The organism is Corallococcus terminator (assembly GCF_049194865.1).
GTDB classification, from domain to species: domain Bacteria; phylum Myxococcota; class Myxococcia; order Myxococcales; family Myxococcaceae; genus Myxococcus; species Myxococcus terminator_A.
This window is the reverse complement of the sequence record NZ_JBLZWL010000002.1, coordinates 176,868-197,296: the sequence shown is the minus strand read 5'-3', so window position 1 is coordinate 197,296 and position 20,429 is coordinate 176,868. Positions and strand designations below refer to the sequence as shown.

The following is a 20,429-nucleotide window of genomic DNA, read 5'->3' as shown; positions in this document are numbered from 1 at the left end:
CCCGTGGGTTACACGACAGTTCCGGGGCTGGCGGGCAGATCATCGGGGGCAGCTGCTCAAAAATGTAAATTTGCCAGCCGGTCAATCCTGTCAAGGGAGCGAGGCGGCGCCGGAACCAAGGCTGGGACAGGTCCCTGGGGGCCGGCGAGCGTCGGCGGGGACGGTGGCGCCAGGCGGCGGGGTCTCCTAGATTCGGAGGGATGAAGTTGCCAGGGCTGTTCCGCAAAGAGCGAACCACCATCGCCGCCGCCGACGCCCAGGACCACGCCGAGAAGCTGCTGGCGGAGTCCTTGCGCCTGCTGGGACAGGTGTGCACGAAGGTCGCGGACGCCATCGAGTCACAGCGGTTGTCGCGCCAGGGATACTCGCACAACACGTATCTGCGGCGGACGGACAACGGGGCTGACGAGTCCGGGGAGTTGGAGAAGAAGCCCCGGGAGTAGCCGTGTGCCGCGTCCCCAGGACACTCGCTGGAAGCCGGTTGCATCGCGAGGGGGGTTGGCTGTTGAAAAGTGGGGCGCCCCCTTCCGGAATGAACTCCCCGTTCCCATCTTGCCGCCCATAGAATCCCGCGGTTTGAGAGCCGCAGCTCCCCTCCGAGGCCCTGCCATGTCCCACGTCCTGGTCGTCGATGACGACGCGAGTCACCGCACGCTCATCTGCGATGCCCTCGAGGAGATGGGTTACCGAACCGTCGAGGCCGCCAACGGCAAAGAAGCGTTGGACCATCTGGAGGGCGACCTGCCCGCCGCCGTGCTGCTCGACCTGCGCATGCCGGTGATGAGCGGGTGGGGGCTCCTGGACGCGCTGAAGAAGATGCCGCGCGCACGGGGTCTGCCCATCATCATCATCTCCGGCTACGGCTTCGAGTGGGAGGCGGAGCTGGTGGGTGCCGCGGGCTACATCTCCAAGCCCGTGGACCTGGACAAGGTGCGGATGACGGTGCAGCAGATCGTCGGCCCGCCGGAGATGGCCTTCGTCCACTGAGGATTCCGTGCCCGATGCGTCGGGTGGGGATTGTCGCCGGGGGCCGGGCTCGGGTGTGATGGCGTCACTTCATGACGCCCTCCCCTTCCGATGACCTCGCCGTCGACGCGCGCGGGCTGCTCAAGCGCTTCGGTGGCTTCACCGCGCTCAACGGCCTGGACCTCCAGATACCAAAGGGGGCCTTCTACGCGTACCTGGGCCCCAACGGCGCCGGGAAGTCCACCAGCATCGCGCTCCTGACGGGCGTGTACGGCCCCGACGCGGGCTCCATCCGCATGCTCGGCGTGGACGCGGTGCAGAAGCCCATGGAGGTGAAGCGCCGCGTGGGCGTGGTGCCCGAGGAGCTGAGCCTCTTCGAGCGGCTCACCGGCCGGCAGTACCTGACCTTCTGCGCGCGCATGTACGGCCTGGACGGCGACGAGGCCGCGGCGCGGGCCACCGAGCTCTTGGAACTGACGGAGCTGACGTACAAGGCGGGCTCGCTCGTCTCCGAGTACTCCAAGGGCATGCGCCGTCGGCTCGCCATCGCCGCGGCGTTGATCCACGCGCCGGAGCTGGTGCTGCTGGACGAGCCCTTCGAGGGCATCGACGTGCTGGCGGCGGGTGTCATCCGCGAGTTGCTGCGCGAGTTGAGCCGGCGCGGCGTCACGCTGCTGCTCACCACGCACGTGCTGGAGATCGCCGAGCGGCTGGCCACGCACGCGGGCATCATCCAGGCGGGGCGCATGCTGGACCAGGGGCCGGCGTCCTCGCTGCTGCAGCGCTACGACTGTCCTTCGCTGGAAGCGGTGTTCGAGAAGCTCATCGCCGTGCCCTCGTCGCGCAACGCGCGGCTGTCGTTCTATGGCGAGGCCCCCGCCCCCGTCGTCCCGCTGCGGGAGCCGGCATGAGTCGCCCCGCCGTTCCCGGCTTCTTCCGGCACCTGCTGCTCCTCTGGGGGCTGCGCTTCAACATCGGGTTGAACCAGGGGCCGGGCAAGAGTCGCCTGCTCGCGGTGGGCGCGTTCCTCGCGTCGAGCGCTCCGGGCGTGTTCTTCGGCCTGTTCTTCTTCTCGCTGATGCGGCTCAAGCCCGTCGTGGAGAGCGACGTCTGGCCGTACTTCATCCTCAACCTGTTGTGCTTCGTCACCTTCTCCGTGTGGGTGACATGGCCGCTCCTGTCCGCTGGCGTGGATGACCACTCCGAGCTGAGCCGGTACGCGGCGTTTCCGATTTCTCCCTTCCGCCTGCTCATCGCCTCCACGGTGGCCAGCCTCTTCGAGCCGCGCGCGCTGGTGTTCTACGCGCCGCTCACGGGCGCGGCGCTGGGCTTCGCCTCCGTCTATCCCCTGTGGGCACCGTGGCTGGCGGTGGTGCTCTACGTGCTGTTCGCGCTCCTGTGCGCGGCGTGGAGCCGGGTGGCGCTGTACGCCGTCATCAACGTGCTGCGGGAGAGGCGCAGCGCCGAAATCATGGGCGGCGGCCTCCTGGCGTTCCTCGTCGCCGCGTCGTTCATCCCTCCCATCGACACCTCGTGGCTGACGGCGGTGGGCACCGACGGCGTGGACGCGCTGGACATGTCCCTCATCATCAACGCGGCGGTGGCGCTGGGGCGCGTTCCTCCGGGCTTCTTCGGAGACGGCCTGGGACAGCTCGCCTGGTACCGCCCGCGCGTGGCGATGGCGGAGGCGCTGGGCCTGCTGTTCTTCGCGGCCATGGGCATGGCGGTGGCGTACGCGCTGCTGATGCGCTTCCACCGACAGTCGGGACGCGCGGGGCCGCAGCTGAAGGACGTGAAGGACAGCAACCCGTTCGAGCGCACGCGCACGCGCTTCACCACGCTGGTGACTCGCGAGGCGCTCGACCTGTGGCGCAACCCCCGCGCGCGTCTGCTCGCGTCGGTGCCCTTCATCCTGGCCATCCTGCTGAAGCTCCTGTCCGGCCGGGACTTGTTCGTCTTCCTCTTGGGGCGCTCCGCGGACGCGTGGCTGATGGGCGGCCTGTGCATCTACGGCGCGGTGGTGATTGCGTCGACGTTCTCCCAGAACACGTTCGCCTATGACGGGCAGGGCTTCGCGGCGTTCCTCGCGGCGCCGCTGGACCTGGCGGACGTGCTGCGCGCGAAGAACCAGGTGCAGGCGGCGGCGGCGCTCGGCATGGCGCTGCTGGTGGCCGTCTTCTACCGGGTGTACTTCGGCTTCGGGACGGCGGTGGACATCGCGTGCGCCCTGGCCGCGGTGCTGGGCGTCGTGCCCATCCTCATGGCCGCCGGCAACTTCCTCTCGCTGTACTTCCCGGTGAAGTTCCACGCGAGCCTCAAGCGGCGCGACAAGGTGCCGCTGACGGCGTCCATGCTGGGCATCGTCGCGGCCAGCGTTGGCTGCATGCCCTTCGGCTGGGCGCTGAAGCTCGTGGGGAAGGACGGCCCGTCGTGGCAGTCCGCGGTGATGATTGCCCTGTGCGCGGGACTCAACCTGGTCATCTACCGGGGCTCGCTGCCCCTGGCGCTGCGCCTGTTGGACCGGCGGCGCGAGGCCATCCTCCAGGCCGTGACGCGCGAATAGCGCGAAGGGCCGTGGCCGCTCAAGAAAGCGGACCACGGCCCCTCGGATGTCCGCTTCGAGCGACGCTGAGCGAAGACTCAGTACGTCACGCCGTGCTTCGCGGCCTGGGCCTTGACGCCCTTCATCACGTTGGCGTCGAAGGCGTCCTCCTTCTCCGGACGGTTCTTCGCGAGCCACGCCTCGCGCTCGGCGGCGAGCTTGGAGGCCTGCGTCTCCAGGTCCTTCTTCTCGGTGGCGAGCTGCTGCACCCTCTCCGCCCGCTTCTCCACGCTCAGGCCCTTCAGCTCGGAGGGCAGCTCGTCGTCACGCACGCTCGCCAGCGACGCGGGCGCGGCGACCAGGTCCACCGCGCCGCCCACGGCCTTGGGCGCGCTGCTCGGCGCGGCGCCTCGGGCCGAGCCGCTGCCAGCACTCGTCTTGCGCATGTAGCTGATGCGCTCGGCCGCGGCCTCGGGCGCCAGGTCCGCCATGGCCTCGGCGCGGGCCTTGTTCGCGGCCTGCACCTCCGACTTGCCGGTGTAGAGCGTCTTCGACGCCAGCGCCGCGTTCACCTTCGACAGCTCCGCGTCGTACGGGGTCGCCACCGCCACCATGCCTCCCGACTGGTCGATGGAGTCGAACGTGCCGTCGGTCAGCTTCGACACGAACTTCCACGCCACCTGCGTCTCCTCGTCCGAGCCGCAGCGCACGGTGTTCACCACGATGTGCTGCTCCCGGGCGCGCTTCGCCCAGTGCTTGAAGTCCCAGTCGTCGTTGTGCTTCGCCGGAGGTGCGTCGCCCACCAGGAAGATGGCCTTCATCACCGACCGGTCCTGGTTCCACGACAGCTTCGACACGGCCTCGCCCAGGCCACGGCCCACGTGCTCGGGCGTGTCACCACCGCCACCCGCCTCGAAGCGCCGCAGGTTCGCGAACACCGTATCCAGGTCGTCGCTCAGGTCGAACCGCTTCGTCACGTAGTCGTCCCCCACGTCCCGGTACGCCACCAGGCCGACCTTCAGGTGCGGCGTGGGCCGGCCCTGGGCGATGCGAGACGCGATGGAATAGATTTTCGCCTTCGCCCCCTCCAGCAGGCCGCTCATCGAGCCCGTGGTGTCGAGCACGAAGACCACCTCGATTTCAGGGCGGGGCGCCTTCACCTTCGCGTCCTGGACCGGCGGCTCCTGGGCGGGATTCACCGCCGGGGGCTGCTCCTGGGTGGGCTTCACGGCCGGAGGAGGCTTGGGCGCCGGGGCACCGCGCGGCGGCGGGACGACGGACTCGGCCAGGGCGGGGGCGGCGGACAAGGTGGTGGCGAGCGCGGCCGACAGCATGGCCCGCGACAGGGACTTGAGGTCCATGAAGTACTCCGGGAATGGAAGGGGTCTGTTGTTCCAGTGAACGAACCACCCCGCCCGAAGTTCTACGCCCCCGCCACGACACCGGCCTTTCCCCGAGGAATGCCCGGCCGGCGCGGAGGTTGGGACGTCGTCACCTTCCGCCGGTGTCGCTCCGCGCACGCTGGCCCGCCGGGCGGCTTGCTCGGGGGGAGCGGCGGTTTCATGCTGCGACGACCCCGGGAGACCCACGACCATGATGCCCGTCATCCGCCGAAGCCTTCTCATCCTCGGCTGCCTGTTCGCCGCCTCCTGCAACAGCAACTCGCCGTACTACCGGGTGCAAATCACCGCGCCCGAAGTCGTCAGCCTCACGCCCGGAGAGTCCGCGAACTTCGACCTGACGCTGGACCGCGTGGGAGACCAGCCCGGGGAGCTGCGCGTCAACCTGGAGTCCGAGCCCGAGGGCATCACCCTGATTCCCGAGGTCGTGCTCCCCGCCGGAGAGACGACCATCACCCAGGCCGTCACCCTCACCGTCGCCCAGGGTAGCCAGCTCACCGGCGCCCAGCGGATGCTGCTGCTGGCGACGGACTCCGTGAAGGACATCGCGTCGGGCGCCACGCTCTACGTCGTGGTCCTGCCTCCGCCACAGCAGCAGCCGGATTTCTCCATCGCCATCGAGCCCCGGCAGATGAACCTCTTCGCGGGCCAGAGCGAGTTCGTCCGCGTCACCATCAACCGGATTGCGCCTTTCGCGGGTCCGGTGACGCTCAGCATCGAGTCTCCCACCCTGCGAATCTCCGCCGAGCCCCGCGTGCTGACTCCGGAGCAGACCTCCGTCAACTTCACCATCAACACGGAGACCAGCACCACCCGCCTCCCCATCGCCATCACCATCGTCGCCACCAGCGAGGACGGGCGGCAAGCCAAGACGGGCCTCACGCTCAACGTCCGCTGACCCGGAGCAGGCACCTCCAGACGCACGAGGGCCGGGGAGCAGGGGCTCGCAAAAGCCCTCGCCACCCGGCCCAGGTTCGTGCGCGCGCTTCGCGCTCAGGCCATGTCGAACAGCAGCGCTTCCACGGGCGTCTCCGCGGTGAGCACCAGCGTGTCCTCGGCCGACACCGCCACTCCGTCACCCGCCTTCACCTTCACCCCGTTCAGCGTGCCCGCGCCCCGCGCCACCTGCACCCACGCGTGCCGCCCCGGAGCCAGCGCGTACTGCGCCTTCTCCCCCGCGCCCAGCAGCGTGCCGTGCAGCACCAGGTCCTGGTGCACCGTCAGCGAGCCCTCGCGCCCATCCGGCGACGCCACCACCCGGAAGCGGCCCTGACGCTCCTTCGCGTCGAACGCCTTCTGCTCGTAGCCCGGCTTCAGGCCCTTCTCGTTCGGGACGACCCAGATCTGCAGCATGTGCAGGGGCTCCCCGAAGCTGTTCATCTCGCTGTGCACCACGCCCGTCCCCGCGCTCATCCGCTGCACCTCGCCGGGCCGGATGACGGCCTCGGTCCCCATGCTGTCGCGGTGCTCCACCTTGCCGCCCAGCACGTAGGTGATGATTTCCATGTCCCGGTGCGGGTGCATCCCGAACCCGCGATTGGGCGCCACCGTGTCCTCGTTGATGACCCTCAGCGACCTGAACCCCATGAAGTCCGGGTCGTAGTAGTCCGCGAAGGAGAACGTGTGGTGCGTGTCCAACCAGCCGTGGTTGGCATGGCCTCTTTCCTCTGCATTTCGAACGGAGATCATCGCCTGCCTCCCTTTCCTTTCTAACTGCAACTCAGATGCATCAATCCCACCCCGCGTTGCGGGGCGCGACAGGAGCCCACTGCCCACGAGGCCTGAAGCCCCGACGACCAACCCGCCCGCCACGGACCTTCGGGTCAGCGGGCGTCCCATCGCCCACTTCCTCACGCCGCCTTCTCCGCGGCCACGGCCACCGCCTGCACGTCCAGGGTGATATCCACACGCTCCCCCACCAGCAACCCGCCTGCCTCCAGCGCCTGGTTCCACGAGAGGCCGAAGTCCTTGCGGTCGATGCTGGTGCTCGCCTGGAAGGCCAGCCGCTCGTTGCCCCACGGGTCCTTCACCCTCCCGAGCAGCTCCGCCTCCAGCACCACTTCGCGCGTGACGTCGCGAATCGTCAGGTCACCCACCACGCGGTAGTGGCCCTTGCCCGCATCCTGTACGCGCTTGCTGCGGAAGATGAGCTTGGGGAAGGCCGCCGCGTCGAAGAAGTCCGGCGAGCGCAGGTGGGTGTCACGCTGCTCCACGCCCGTGTCGATGCTCGACGCGTCGAGCTTCACCTCGACCGAGCCCTGCGCCAGGTCATCCCCGTTCACCACCACCTTGCCCTCGAACCGCGTGAAGCGGCCGTGCACCTTCGCCACCACCATGTGGCGCACCATGAAACCCACCGTCGTGTGCGTCGTATCCAGCTGCCAGGTCTTGAGGCTCATGTTCGTAATCTCCCGTGCTTGCCGCGTCTGACCACCCATAGAGCAACCGCCGGGCCACGACTCAACCTACTGGAATCACAGGAGACATGACCTCAAAACCCGCCCATTCATATCAAATTGATACAATCACCCTCTCAACCCGAGAGGCTCGGCGGAAGCACGAGGACCTGGGGGCAGCCAGGGCCCGGGCACGCGGTGGCCGCAAGCCGTCAGTCGGTGCACGACCCCGGCGTCGAGGGCTACCTTGAGGGACGCCATGACCACTTCACCGATACGCCGACAAGCCGCGCTGGACGCCCTGGCGCTCGATGACGAGGCCCTGCTGAAGACGTGCGAGGTGGACTACTTCATCGCCTCGGGCCCTGGCGGCCAGCACCGCAACACCACGGCCAGCGGCGTGCGCCTCACCCACGAGGCCACGGAGCTGTCCGTCACCGCCACCGAGCGCCGCAGCCAGACGCAGAACAAGGGCGTCGCGTTGGACAGGCTCCGCGAGGGCCTGCGCGCCCTCACCTTTGTCCCCAAGGTTCGCAGGGCCACGCGCCCCACCGCGGGCGCCAAGCGCCGACGCCTGGAAGGCAAGAAGCGCACGTCAGACAAGAAGACGCTGCGAGGCAAGTCAGACTGGTGAAGCCGCTACGCAAGCCCTTGCGGAGTCGCAAACTTTGCATAGCTGCACGCCTCCTGAGCGTACAGGCACACTGAGATTTTTCCGACGCGGCGCTGGGGAGACACGCGCGGCGGAGCCGGGCACATGGCGTGCAATCAGGAGGCAAAGCTGACCCGGATTGGGTCGGTTCACCCCCCGGTGGGAGCACCCCATGACTCCTCGGACCCCTTCTTTCATGCCGCGGCGCGCACTGCTCGCCCTGTCCTTGCTGGTGGCGTTGCCCGCCTCGGCGACGGACCTCGTCACCTTCAGCCGCGGCGCGCTCATCATCCCCGAGCAGGCCACCTTCCAGCGCGGCTGCGGCTCGCTGTCCGCGTACGGCCTGGTGTGGCGCATCCTCCAGTCGAACCAGGCGCCCGGGCCCAACGCCAGCCAGCCGATAACGGTGTACCTGGCCATCAATGACCTGAAGGCCTCGCCCAACCGGTGCGTGCCCACCAACCGCCACACGCCGCCCGCGCCCGTCGGCGACGCGAAGTGGAACGACGGCTGCGACTTCACCATCACCAACAACACGGAGCAGCCGGTGGTGCCGGTGAACTACGGCACGGCCTTCCCCGCCAGCGGCATGTATCCGAACGGCAACATCGACAACTTCACCACCACGGCCGCCGAAGCGCGCCCGTACTTCACCACCGCGACGCTGAACAACGCCGTCACCAGCCCGCGCTTCAGCACCGTGCGGTACATGGGCGGCGCGTTCATCATCGACGCGGCGGACGCCAAGCGCGCCATCGACTTCATCCGCTCGGGCTCCGGCGACCTGTCCCCGGAGAAGTTCCGCACCACGTGCCCGAGCGACTGCGCCACCTTCAAGAACAACAGCGGCTGCCACTACGTGCGCATGCACCAGTCCACCATCGAGTTCACCGCGCCGGTGGCCCGCCGCATCAACCGCGTCCCGCCGAAAATCGCGCTGCTGGACTTGTCCGACGGCACCAACAGCGACGGTGACCCCCTGGTGAAGGGCGGCATGCTGGACGACTACCTGCGCAACGCGGGCCTGGACTTCCCGGGGGCCGGCGGCTGCCCCCAGGGGACGACCTCCAACTGCAACCTCAACGGCAAGAAGCCCGGCCTCATCTACGACGCGCTCCACGCCAACGCGGACCTCGTCTCCACCGGCGCCTTCAAGAACGGCCTGCTCAACGCGGTGGACCCCGTCACCACCAAGCCTCGCTACAAGGTGTTCTGGGCGCCCCACTGGGAAATCGGAGACCTCCCCCGCCCGGAGTACCAGAGCAACGGCGACGGGGCGACGACGCAGCGGGAGAACGCCCTCAACAACATCGAGGTCTTCACCAACCAGCGCGGCAACGGCCTGTTCGCCGAGTGCGCGAGCATCTGGTCCTACGAGACGACGAAGCGCCCGAACAACACGCCGGTGCTCAGCTCCCGGTTCCAGGCGGCGAGCAACTTCCAGTACAACAAGCTCGGCGGCGGCAACAACTGGGATGGGCGCAACTGCACGGACCCGGACTACATGGCCCAGCCGCAGGCCAACCGGAAGGCCTGCATCCTCTACCCCAACGCCGGGGACCCGTTCTCCCAGATGGGAGACTTCCGCTTCAACAGCGTGCTGGGCCACACGGAGAGCTACCGCGCGACCTACAAGGCCGGCGTGCGCCGGCTGGCGGTGAGCTGGTACGGCCACAAGGACGAGCACATCTACGACAACGCGACCCACGTGGCGGAGGACCCCCAGCGCGGGCACGACTTCTTCAGCTTCAACCAGAAGGACAATGACCCGAAGAAGGCGACCATCGTCTACCTGGCGGGCCACGACTTCAAGTCGAGCGTCCCCGGCACGCGCATCGTCCTCAACACGCTGCTCAACCTGGGCTCCGAGCCCCTGAGCAGCGAGCGCGCCCTCTCCGCGCCCGTCGCCTTCGACGACACCAACGGCAGCGACGCCAACGGGACGCGCGCGCTGGTGCTCGCGGCCACCTACGACGCGGTGTCGGGCTATCCGCCCGGCGTGGACACGTACGTGCACGCCCAGGGCTCGCAGTGGGTGTTCCCCTACTTCCCGGGCCACCTGCGCGCCCACTCGCTCATCGGCGGCGACGCGCTCAACCAGGGCGAGAGCAGCCTGGACGCGGCCACGCTGTGGGACGCGGACGCCGCGCTGCCTCCGCCCCGCGAGCGCAACCTCTTCACCTACTTCGGTGGACAGGTGAAGGCCAACCCCTCGCTGGGCGCGGGCCTGCGCGCGCCGCGCGGCGTGCTCCAGGTGGGCTGGAAGCCGCAGAGCGTGGCCGGCACCGCCATCAACGCCAACTACGGCAGCGCGCCCAACTCGAACTGCGTGGACGTGCTCAAGCTGGGTGCGGCCAAGAACCCCGACGACACTCCGCGCTTCGACTTCATCGTCGACCCCGCGGGCGATGGCGTGTGTGACTTGCAGCAGGCGGTGCAGTACTCCCCGCAGCTGGAGGGCACCGACTTCGGCCTGAGCATGGAGGCGGTCAACAAGGCGAAGCTCGCCTCGGACTTCAACGCGGTGGCGCAGCTGCTCCAGCGCGTGCGCGGCTTCTGCTTCGCCACGACGTCGGGCCATGACGGCTCGGGCGCGCCCGTCCTCGAGCCGAGCGACAGCCAGTGCAACAACGACGAGGCGGACAACCGCGCGCACCTGGGCGGCTTCGTCCACTCCGCGCCCGCGGTGGTGAAGGCCAGCCCGTACATCCCGGACGAGGGCGCGCCCCGCCCCACCGTCACCTACGCGGCGGGCCTGGACGGCCAGCTCCACGCCTTCTACGTGTCCGGCGGCGCGCGCTACGCGGGCCCCGCGGAGACGCTGTCCTTCCCCAACGTCAGCCCCGCGGACTCCGCCTTCCAGAAGAACTGGAGCGCCAGCTTCCTTGGCGGCACCACGCCTCCGCGTGGCACGGAGCTGTGGAGCTTCCTGCCGGCCACGCAGCTGCCGTGGCTGCGCAGCAACAACGCGCGCGTCAACAGCGCGCCGGTGGTGATGGACGTCTTCGCGGACTTCGTGGGCAGCGGCCGGCGCGAGTGGCACACCGTGCTGGTGGCCAACGTGGGCAACCCGGGCCGGGACTTGTTCGCCCTGGACATCACCAACCCCCTGCGCCCGGTGCTGCTGTGGCACCTGGCGGGCAGCCACGCGCAGACGGGCGCCTTCCCCCCGCACGCGCCGGTGGAGCTGGCGGACCGCGACACGGGCGGCACGCAGTGGGCGGTGAAGTGGAAGGAGAAGGACGCGCTCTTCCGCATGGCGCCCCAGTCGGACCCGGGCCGCGAGCCCTCCGGCCTCTACAACTACGGAGGCCTGGGCGGCACGCGCGGCCTGTCCGTGGGCGTGGTGCGCCAGGGCCTGGAGCCCACCTACGCCGTCTTCGTCGCCTCCAGCAGCTCGGGCGCCTACGGCGCGCCCACGTTCGGCATGGAGGTCTTCGCCATCGACGCCGCCACCGGACAGAAGCTGTGGCAGTGGGAGCAGGGCTTCACGCAGAGCTGGGTGGACAACACCGCGCCCACCGCGCCCACCGTGCTGACGGACACGGGCGGCGCCTCGCGCCTCTACGTGGGGGACATGGAGGGCCGGCTGTGGGAGCTGGACGGCGCCACCGGGCAGAACTCCAACGTGCTGCGCCTGGGCCCCGCGTGCTCGGAGACGGCGCCGTGCAAGTACTCCGCGCTGGACACCGAATCCACCGACACCCAGCGCCGCCCCATCACCACCAACGTGGCGCTGGCCCGGTTGCCGCAGGACATCGCCACCGGCACCGCGCTCAAGGGCTACGAAGGGGAGCTGGTCGCCATGGTGGGCACCGGCGGCGCGGACTGGGTGCAACCCACCTCCGACGGCCAGGTGCACCTGGGGCTGCTGGACCGCAGGCGGCGGCTGCCCATGGGCGAGGACGGCTTCAAGCTGAATGGCTCGCCGGTGACGGCTTCGGGGGCTCACACGCTGGCCAGGACCCAGGGCGTGCTCCAGGAGCCCACGCCCTTCCCGCTGTCCTTCGCGGGCCCGCGGCACATCTACGGCAACATCACCGTGGCCGGGCGCACCGCGTACTTCAGCACCGCCAACGGGAAGCTGGGAGATTTGATGTCCGTCGACGCGACGACGGCGGGCAACACCTGGAAGATGGACCTGGGCAACACCGCCAACACGGCCAGCGCCGCGGCCACGGTGCTGCCCGGCCTGTCCCTGGCCAACTTCGGCGGCGTGACGGTGTACCACCGCGACACCGGCGCCACGTCGCAGGACTTCGTGGTGGGGCTGGAGGTCAGCCGCATCACCAACACGCGCATCGACAACACCACCACCACGGGCCCCTCCAGTCCTGACGAAGCGCTGCGCGTCAATGGCCAGGGTGGCTTCATCTTCCGGCTGCTCAACTGGAGCCAGAGGTTCTTCGAATGAGCGCGCCCTCTCGCGCTCCCCGCCGGGGCTCCAGTCTCACCCGCCGGGGCTCCAGTCTCATCCGCCGGGGCTCCAGTCTCATCGAGGTGCTCATCGCCATGGTGGTGCTGGCGCTCGCCGCCACCGGCGCGGTGGGCGGCATGGTGTTCGCCTCGCGCGACGTGCATGACGGCCAGCTGCTCCAGGTGAAGCGGCTGCTGCTGGAGGCCAGCACGCAGCGGCTGTGGCTGGCCGCCAAGGGCCCGCTGCTCGCGCAGGCGGTGGCGCGGCCCACGCAGCCCCCCACGAAGCTGGCACCCGGCGCCGCGCCCTGGCGGGCGGACCCGACGGTGCCCGTGGCGAGCGACCCCAGCTCCGGCGCGTACTTCAGGCTGTCCGCCACCGGCCAGGTGGAGCCGCTCACGGGCATTCCCCCCGGCACGGCGTGCAACGACGCCTCGCTGCCGGAGGGGACGTACTGCCGGGAAATCCTGGTGACGACCGGGCTGCCGCTCGAGGTCCCCGTCGCGGCCGCCGCGCTCCTCCCCGCGGGCTCGCGGCCGGTGACGGTGTGGACCCGCGTCGTGCGCAAGGGCGACACCGCGGACCGCGCCCAGTTCCACAACGAGGTGTTCGTCCAATGAGAGCCTGGCGAGGAATGACCCTGCTGGAGACGATGGTCGCCCTGGCCCTCACGGCCATCATCATCGCCGCGGCGGCGTCGCTGATGATCGCGGGCAGCCGCGTCATCCACAACACGGAGCACACCGCGGACAGTCACGACGCCTCCCGGCTCGCGGGCGAGGCCGTCATGAACATGGTGCGCCAGGCGGGCGCGGGCGCGCCCGGGGGCATCTGGGTGAGCCAGGGGGGCGCGACCGTGCGCATCGGCGCCATCTTCGGCCGCGACGGCACGACAGGCACGGGCACCACTCCCAACACGCCCAACGCCGACGGCAGCGATGACCTGTGGCTGGTGGTGCCGGACCGAAACTACATGGGCGAGCCCTGCGTCGCCTCCGGCGGCGCCGCCTCCGTGGTGCGCCCCGGCATGGGCGCGCTTCAGGTGAACTGCACGCAGAGCCTCAAGCCGGGCGCGCCGCACCTGGTCAGCAACATGACGAGCGCCGCGCTCATCTCCAACATCGCCCTCGTCCCGCAGGCCCCAGGCGTGCCGGGCCAGGTGAACTACGACGAGGCGGGAGTGGCGGGCTTCTCCAACGCGCCGGAGCGGGGCGGCTACCAGAGCGGGGACCTCGTCTATCCGGTGCGACTGGTGCGCTTCTTCATCGGCCCCCACCCCACGTCGGGACGGCCGTCGCTCTTGCGCACGGAAGGCAGGCTGGTGGCGGACGCGCTGGGCCGGCCCTTCTCGGAGCCAGCGGCGGACCCGCCCTTCGTCGTGCAGGAGAACGTGGAGGACCTGCAGGTGGCCTTCGGCTTCGACACCACGGGCCAGGAGGACCCGGCCCAGTACGCATGGCGGCACGGACTGGGCTCCGCCTTCCAGGCGGGCCTGCGCACGGTGCGCGTCAGCGTGGTCGCCACCGGCCGCAACCCGCGCCGCAACACGCAGAGCACCGCGGTGCTGGCGGACGACAAGCCCATCACCACGGAGAACCACGTGCCGCCGGCCGCCGTCGCCGCGGATGGCTTCTACCGCAGCCTCTACACCCGCCGTCTGGAGCTGCCCAACCTGGCGGCGGCCAACCTGTGAGCGCCATGAGCCCCAAGCCGCGCAAGCCCCTCCACCGCGCCGCCCGTGGCGCCACGCTGATTGTCGTCGTCATGCTCGTCACCGTGCTGCTGGGCCTGGTCGCCAGCCTCATGGTGTACGCGGGTGGCGAGCGCGTGCGCGCCGTCGCCAGCAGTCGCGCCGGCCAACGCCAGAGCTGCGCGGAGAGCGGCCTGCAGCTCGCGCGCGGCTTCTTCGGACGCAACTACGCGAGCTGGAACACCTACCTCGCCGCGCCGGCCAGCTACGACCCGGTACCCTCCGGCTTCAACCCGACGCCCGCGGACCCGTCCTCGCCCGCGCTGCGCGCCGCGCACCCGGAGCTCTTCGCCGACGTGGACGGCGACGGCAATCCGGACGTGTATCTGTACATCCGCGACAACCAGGACGAGTACGACCCCGTCGCCCCCAACTGGCGCCGGGACAATGACCAGGTGGCCGTCGTCGGCGCGGTGTGCATCTCCACCACGCTGCGCGCCCGCCGGAGCGACGGGTCGCAGAACCCCAACACCCTCGCCGTGGAGGGACTGCTCAGCTACAACGGCGGCGGCGGCCCCAACACGTCCCAGGGCACCACGGGAACGGGCTCCGGCAACCACAACTGAAGCCGTCCCTCAGGCCAGGCGCGCGTGGACGATGACGGGCGCCTTGTCGCGCAGCCAGGGCACCTGGTTGAAGCGGTTGTAGATGAGGCGCTGCAGCCCGCGCGGGAACAGGTACGGCAGGGTGTCCACGCGGATGACGCGGGGCTCCCACCGCCTCAGCGTGGACTCCACTTCGTCCCGGTTGATGCCCCACGGCATCCGGGGCACCTGATACGCGCGCGTGCGCCGCAGCCCCACGAGCGTGCGCCGGGAGAACCAGCGCGGAATCGTGTCGAAGAGCAGCTCCGCGCCCGGGAAGCGGTCGGCGATATCCACCAGGAGCCGGCGGACCTCGGCCTCCTCGAAGTACATGAACAGACCCTGCGCGATGATGAACACGCCCGCGCTCGGGTCCACCGCGTCCATCCACGCCCGGTCCAACGCGCTCGCGGCGAAGTGCCGCAGCCGCTCCGACGGAGGGAGGAAGCGCTCCCGGATGGCCACCGCCTCCGGCAGGTCCACGCTCAGCCAACGCAGCCGTCCGTTGTCCAGCCGCCGGGCCTGCGTCTCCAGCCCCTCGCCCAAGGACACCACGAAGCCGTCCGGGTGTGACGCAAGCCAGCGGCGCAGCACCCGGTCCATCTCCACCGCGCGCACCGCGTGCGAGGGCTCCGCGCGACCGAAGGACTTCTCGAAGTCGTAGTCGATGGCCTCGTGGATGCGCACCCCTTCCGTGTCCCGGAGGATGCCGTCCGCGCGCCGCGCCTCGCCCGCCCGGTTGTGCAGCGTCCAGAGCATCGTCTCCGGTATCCCCGTGAGATTGGGAACCACCTTCTCCTGCCGCATCAGCGCGCTCCTTGCCGTGGATTTTCCTGGACCCTATCGATACTGATAACTACTCTCAATATCATGAACCCGCCTTCGTTCCGAGAGGACCGCGAGCCATCCGCCTTCGAGGCGTGGGATGCTCGGCGCGACTCCCTCACGAAGGACGCCTGGAATGCCCACGCTCGAAGACGCGATTGCCCTCGCCGTGGAGGCGCACCGCGGTCAGCGGGACAAGGCGGGCCAGCCCTACATCCTGCATCCCCTGCGGCTGATGATGCGGCTGGAGACGGAGGAGGAGCGCACCGTCGCGGTCCTGCACGACGTGGTGGAGGACACGCCCTGGACGCTGGAGCGACTGCGGGCCAGTGGTTATCCGGAGCCCGTGCTGCGAGCGCTGGAGGGACTCACCCGGCGCGAGCACGAGACGTACGAGGCCTTCATCGAGCGGCTGCGGCCGGACGCGCTGGCGCGCCGGGTGAAGCTCGCGGACCTGGAAGACAACATGGACGTGCGCCGGCTGACGGCGGTGACGGCCAAGGACGCGGAGCGGCTGGCCCGCTACCGCGCCGCCTGGGCACGGCTGAAAGAGCCCTGAGACACGACGGCCCGGAGCGCCACGCGGGCACTCCGGGCCGCTGTGCGAGTCCCGCACCCGCCGAGGAAAGCGGGTGCCGGTCTCTGTCTTCCGGGAGGACTACGCCTTCGCGAGCTGGCGCAGCACGTACTGGAGGATGCCGCCGTGCCGGTAGTAGTCGAGCTCGTTCGGCGTGTCGATGCGGCACACCGCGATGAACTCCTTGGTGCCGCCCTCGCCCGTGGCCTTCACGGTGAGCTTCTTCTGCGGCGCCAGGTCCTGGGCAATCCCGGTGATTTCGAACGTCTCGTGGCCGGTGAGGCCCAGCGACTGCGCGTCCTGGCCCGCCTCGAACTGCAGGGGCAGCACGCCCATGCCGACGAGGTTGGAGCGGTGGATGCGCTCGAAGCTCTTGGCGATGACGGCCTTCACGCCCAGGAGCTGCGTGCCCTTGGCGGCCCAGTCACGGCTGGAGCCCGTGCCGTACTCGGCGCCGGCCAGCACCACCAGCGCGGTGTTGTCCGCCTGGTACTTCATGGAGGCGTCGTAGATGCTCATCCGCTCGCGGGTGGGGATGTGAACGGTGACGCCACCCTCCACGCCTGGGACGAGCAGGTTCTTCAGGCGGATGTTGGCGAAGGTGCCGCGCACCATCACCTCGTGGTTGCCGCGACGCGCGCCGTAGGAGTTGAAGTCCTTGGGCTCCACGCCCTCCGCCATCAGGTACTTGGCGGCCGGGCTCGTCTTGGCGATGTTGCCGGCGGGCGAGATGTGGTCCGTCGTGACGGAGTCACCCAGGAGCGCCAGCACGCGCGCGCCCTTGATGTCCTGCGTCGCCTTGGGCTCCTTCGGGAGGTTCTCGAAGAAGGGCGGCTTGCGCACGTAGGTGGACTTCTCATCCCACTGGAACGTGGAGCCCTTGCCCACGGGCAGCTGCTGCCAGAGCGCGTCGCCGTCCATGGCGTTGGCGTACTGGCTGCGGAACTGCTCGGGCTTCACCGACGCGCGGATGACCGTCTTGATCTCCTCGTTGGTGGGCCAGATGTCCTTGAGGAACACGGGGCGGCCGTTCGGATCCAGACCCAAGGGCTCCTTGTCCATGTCCAACCCCACCTCGCCGGCCAGCGCGTAGGCCACCACCAACGGCGGGCTGGCCAGGTAGTTCATGCGCACGTGCGGGTTGATGCGGCCCTCGAAGTTGCGGTTGCCGGAGAGCACCGCGGCGACGACCAGGTCCCCCTCGACGACGGCGTTGGCGACGGGCTCCGTCAGCGGACCGGAGTTGCCGATGCACGTGGTGCAGCCGTAGCCCACCACGTGGAAGCCGACGGCCTCCAGGTAGGGCAAGAGGCCCGAGTCACGCAGGTACTCGGTGACGACGCGGCTGCCCGGGGCCAGGCTGGTCTTCACCCAGGGCTTGGGGTTGAGGCCCTTCTCCACGGCCTTCTTCGCGAGGATGCCCGCGCCCACCAGCACCGCCGGGTTGGACGTGTTGGTGCAGGACGTAATCGACGCAATCACCACCGCGCCGTGGCCCAGCTGGTAGCTCTCCCGGCCCTGCTTCACGGTGACAGCCTGGGCCAGCCGCTCCGGGGGCACCTCGGCCGCGGGGGCCTTGGCCTTGCCGCCGCCCTCGTCGTCCTCGCCCTTGCTCTTGCCGGCCGAGAGCATCTCCACGAGCGACTTCTCGTAGCCGGACTTCATGTCCGTCAGCGGGACGCGGTCCTGCGGGCGCTTGGGGCCCGCGAGGCTGGTCACCACGGTGGACAGGTCCAGCTCCAGCGTGTCGGTGAAGAGCGGCTCCGGCGCGTCATCCTTGCGCCACAGGCCCTGCTCCTTGGCGTAGGACTCCGTGAGGGCGACGACGGCGTCGGGACGGCCAGTGAAGCGCAGGTAGTTGAGGCTCTCCTCGTCCACGGGGAAGAAGCCGATGGTCGCGCCGTACTCGGGCGCCATGTTGGCGATGGTGGCGCGGTCCGGGAGGGACAGGCTCTTGAGGCCGGTGCCGAAGAACTCCACGAACTTGCCGACCACGCCCTTCTTGCGAAGCATCTGCGTGACGGTGAGGACCAGGTCCGTCGCCGTGGCGCCCGCGGGCAGCACGCCGGTGAGCTTGAAGCCCACCACCTGGGGGATGAGCATCGTAATCGGCTGGCCGAGCAGCGCGGCCTCCGCCTCGATGCCGCCCACGCCCCAGCCCACCACGCCCAGGCCGTTGATCATCGTGGTGTGGCTGTCGGTGCCCACCAGCGTGTCCGGGTACACCGTGGTGCCCTGGCGGAATGTCACCTGCGCCAGGAACTCGAGGTTGACCTGGTGGCAGATGCCGATGTCCGGCGGGACGACGCCAAAGCCCTTGAACGCGCTCTGTCCCCAGCGCAGGAAGGCGTAGCGCTCGCGGTTGCGCTCGAACTCCAGCTCCGCGTTCTCCTTGAAGGCCGCCGTCGTGGCGAAGGAGTCGATCTGCACCGAGTGGTCGATGACCAGGTCGGCCGGGTTGCGCGGGTTGATCTTCGCGGGGTCGCCACCCATGGTGGCCAGGGCCTCGCGCATCGCCGCCATGTCCACCACCGCGGGCACGCCGGTGAAGTCCTGGAGGAGCACGCGCGCGGGGTGGAACGAGATTTCGACGTCCGGGGTGGCCTTGGGGTCCCACGCCAGCATCTTCTCGACGTGCTCGCGCTTGACGACGCGGCCATCCTCGTTGCGCAGCAGGTTCTCCAGCAGCACCTTCAGCGAGAAGGGCAGGCGATCCACGGCGGGATGTGCCTTGGCCAGCTTGCTCAGGCTGAAGTAGTCGTAGGTGGCCGAGCCCACCTGGAGCTTGGACTTCGTGCCGAAACTGTCGGTCATGTGCGGTGCCCTTCCGTGCGCAGGATGTGGGCACTTCTAGGCTCGCCTTTGACGCGTTGCAAAGGGTTCCTGCGCGCGCATCCGGCGATGGACTGTTGACCCAGCAAGAGTCCAGCCCCGCTCATCGGAACCATGCGTCCGTCAGATGACCTTGCGCAGGCTGTACAGGGCGCGCTCCAGCAGCTTGCGCCAGAGGGGCCGGCGACGGAATTCCGCCAGCGTCACCTCGCGGCAGTCGCCGCAGTCCGTCCGGAAGGAGTCCTCCAGTTGCTGGCCCAGCCGGGGGTCGGCGAACACGGCGTTGACCTCGTGGTTGAAGGCCAGGCTCAGCCGCTCCAGGTTGAACGAGCCGATGGTGCCCCAGGCCCCGTCCACCACGGCCGTCTTCGCGTGGAGCACGCCGCGCTGCCACTCGAAGATGCGCACCCCCGCCCCCAGGAGCTTCTCGTAGAAGGCCCGGGTGACGAACTCCAGCAGGGGGTGGTCGCTGCGGGCGTTGAGCAGCAAGCTCACCTCCACGCCCCGCCGGGCCGCGTCGCGCAGGGCGACGACGAGCTTCCGGTCCGGCACGAAGTACGCCGCGGCGATGAGCACGCTGCGCCGGGAGCGCTGGATGGCGTGCAGGTAGGCGCGGTGGATGCTCCGCCGGCTGGACAGCACCGCCAGCCCCGTGGGCCCTCGCGGGGAAGAAGCGCCCCGGCGCCTGCGCAGGCGGTGCTGCAGCCCGGACGCCCAGCGGTGGATGCGGTCCTGGAACATCATCCGCCAGGTGGCCAGGAAGCGCCGCTCCAGGATGTGCACCGCGGGGCCTTCGATTCGCAGCACGTCGTCGCGCCACCCACCACCCTGCTCCCCCTCCGGGGCCCAGTGCGCGGAGATGTTCACCCCGCCGGTGAAGGCCACCTCGCCGTCGACGACGAGAATCTTGCGGTGGTCCCGGCGCAACAGGTGCCGCCAGCCGCGCGACAGGTTGAAGGGCTTGAAGGAGCGGATGTCCACGCCGCGCTGGCGCAGCTCCTCGAAGTAGCCCTTCCGGCTCGTCCAGGAGCCCACCGCGTCGTAGAGCACCTTCACGTGCACGCCGCGCTCGGCGGCCTCCGCGAGCGCCTGGCCGAACAGCTCACCGACGGAGTCGGTGATGAACATGTACGTCTCCAGGCGGATGTAGCGCCGGGCCCGCCGGATGGCCTCCAGCATCGCCGGATACGCCTCCACGCCGTCGCGCAGGAGCACGCACGCGTTGCCGCGTGTCACCGCGTGGCCGCGCGGCAGGTAATAGCGCGCCAGGAGCATGCCGGAGACACCAGGACTCCAGACGGGCGCTCGCTCCGGCAGGGGGCTCTGGGCACAGCCGGGCTCGGGCAGGACTTCGCCCGACACTCCCGTCCTCTCGCTCATCACCTCCAGATCGCGCATGGTCCTCTTACGGTGAGGACGGCGACGCGGGCCGGCAACCCGACGGGCCGCCTGAACGGCCCTCCGGGGTGATGCAGCGTCCGATAGGGG

Annotated in this window: 17 protein-coding genes; 11 read left to right on the top strand and 6 right to left on the bottom strand. The window is 69.6% G+C overall.

The features are described from left to right. The first annotated feature begins 200 nt into the window (after positions 1-200). The 4 genes from ACN469_RS02865 to ACN469_RS02850 all read left to right on the top strand — a co-directional run bounded on the left by ACN469_RS02865 (position 201) and on the right by ACN469_RS02850 (position 3,529). Positions 201-443 (top strand): hypothetical protein, encoded by a 243-nt coding sequence (locus tag ACN469_RS02865; RefSeq protein WP_498763906.1) that lies wholly within the window; start codon positions 201-203, stop codon positions 441-443. 166 nt (positions 444-609) lie between these two features. After that, complete coding sequence (locus ACN469_RS02860; RefSeq protein WP_498763904.1) at positions 610-987, top strand: response regulator; 378 nt, start codon at positions 610-612, stop codon at positions 985-987. Positions 988-1,058: 71 nt separating this feature from the next. After that, on the top strand, positions 1,059-1,877 hold the full coding sequence (locus ACN469_RS02855) for an ABC transporter ATP-binding protein (protein WP_498763902.1): 819 nt from the start codon (positions 1,059-1,061) through the stop codon (positions 1,875-1,877). After that, entirely contained in the window at positions 1,874-3,529 is a 1,656-nt protein-coding gene (locus tag ACN469_RS02850) for a hypothetical protein (protein WP_498763900.1), read from the top strand. The genes ACN469_RS02855 and ACN469_RS02850 overlap by 4 nt, the downstream gene beginning before the upstream one ends. Positions 3,530-3,606: 77 nt before the next feature. Here the strand turns inward: ACN469_RS02850 and ACN469_RS02845 are convergent, their stop codons facing one another. Then, positions 3,607-4,869 (bottom strand): vWA domain-containing protein, encoded by a 1,263-nt coding sequence (locus tag ACN469_RS02845; RefSeq protein ID WP_498763898.1) that lies wholly within the window; start codon positions 4,867-4,869, stop codon positions 3,607-3,609. Positions 4,870-5,101: 232 nt separating this feature from the next. Here ACN469_RS02845 and ACN469_RS02840 point away from each other — a divergent pair, with 232 nt between their 5' ends. After that, positions 5,102-5,806, top strand: coding sequence for a COG1470 family protein (locus ACN469_RS02840; RefSeq protein ID WP_498763896.1), 705 nt, complete (start codon positions 5,102-5,104; stop codon positions 5,804-5,806). 95 nt (positions 5,807-5,901) lie between these two features. Here the strand turns inward: ACN469_RS02840 and ACN469_RS02835 are convergent, their stop codons facing one another. Further along, positions 5,902-6,597 (bottom strand): pirin family protein, encoded by a 696-nt coding sequence (locus tag ACN469_RS02835; protein WP_498763894.1) that lies wholly within the window; start codon positions 6,595-6,597, stop codon positions 5,902-5,904. 161 nt (positions 6,598-6,758) lie between these two features. Next, the gene (locus ACN469_RS02830) at positions 6,759-7,307 is read right to left on the bottom strand and encodes a YceI family protein (protein WP_498763892.1); all 549 of its coding nucleotides are present in this window, start codon (positions 7,305-7,307) and stop codon (positions 6,759-6,761) included. A gap of 256 nt (positions 7,308-7,563) precedes the next feature. Here ACN469_RS02830 and ACN469_RS02825 point away from each other — a divergent pair, with 256 nt between their 5' ends. From ACN469_RS02825 to ACN469_RS02805, 5 genes are all read left to right on the top strand, one after another. Further along, positions 7,564-7,938 carry a peptide chain release factor-like protein gene (locus tag ACN469_RS02825; RefSeq protein ID WP_498763890.1) on the top strand — a complete coding sequence of 125 codons (375 nt, stop codon included), beginning with the start codon at positions 7,564-7,566 and terminating at the stop codon, positions 7,936-7,938. Between the two features lie 214 nt (positions 7,939-8,152). Then, positions 8,153-12,370, top strand: coding sequence for a hypothetical protein (locus ACN469_RS02820; protein ID WP_498763888.1), 4,218 nt, complete (start codon positions 8,153-8,155; stop codon positions 12,368-12,370). Then, the gene (locus ACN469_RS02815) at positions 12,367-12,993 is read left to right on the top strand and encodes a type IV pilus modification PilV family protein (protein WP_498763886.1); all 627 of its coding nucleotides are present in this window, start codon (positions 12,367-12,369) and stop codon (positions 12,991-12,993) included. The genes ACN469_RS02820 and ACN469_RS02815 overlap by 4 nt, the downstream gene beginning before the upstream one ends. Positions 12,994-13,007: 14 nt before the next feature. Continuing rightward, complete coding sequence (locus ACN469_RS02810) at positions 13,008-14,066, top strand: PilW family protein (RefSeq protein WP_498763884.1); 1,059 nt, start codon at positions 13,008-13,010, stop codon at positions 14,064-14,066. A 5-nt stretch (positions 14,067-14,071) separates the two neighbouring features. Next, complete coding sequence (locus ACN469_RS02805; protein WP_498763882.1) at positions 14,072-14,689, top strand: hypothetical protein; 618 nt, start codon at positions 14,072-14,074, stop codon at positions 14,687-14,689. A gap of 9 nt (positions 14,690-14,698) precedes the next feature. Here ACN469_RS02805 and ACN469_RS02800 read toward each other — a convergent pair whose 3' ends face one another. Next, the gene (locus ACN469_RS02800) at positions 14,699-15,514 is read right to left on the bottom strand and encodes a class I SAM-dependent methyltransferase (RefSeq protein WP_498763880.1); all 816 of its coding nucleotides are present in this window, start codon (positions 15,512-15,514) and stop codon (positions 14,699-14,701) included. Positions 15,515-15,668: 154 nt separating this feature from the next. Between ACN469_RS02800 and ACN469_RS02795 the strand changes: the two genes are divergently transcribed. Continuing rightward, complete coding sequence (locus ACN469_RS02795; protein ID WP_498763878.1) at positions 15,669-16,091, top strand: GTP pyrophosphokinase; 423 nt, start codon at positions 15,669-15,671, stop codon at positions 16,089-16,091. 99 nt (positions 16,092-16,190) lie between these two features. On the opposite strand, the gene acnA is transcribed toward ACN469_RS02795, so the two are convergent. Then, positions 16,191-18,923, bottom strand: coding sequence for an aconitate hydratase AcnA (gene acnA / locus ACN469_RS02790; RefSeq protein WP_498763876.1), 2,733 nt, complete (start codon positions 18,921-18,923; stop codon positions 16,191-16,193). A gap of 141 nt (positions 18,924-19,064) precedes the next feature. Beyond that, positions 19,065-20,339 (bottom strand): phospholipase D-like domain-containing protein, encoded by a 1,275-nt coding sequence (locus tag ACN469_RS02785; RefSeq protein WP_498763874.1) that lies wholly within the window; start codon positions 20,337-20,339, stop codon positions 19,065-19,067. Between the last annotated feature and the right edge of the window lie 90 nt (positions 20,340-20,429).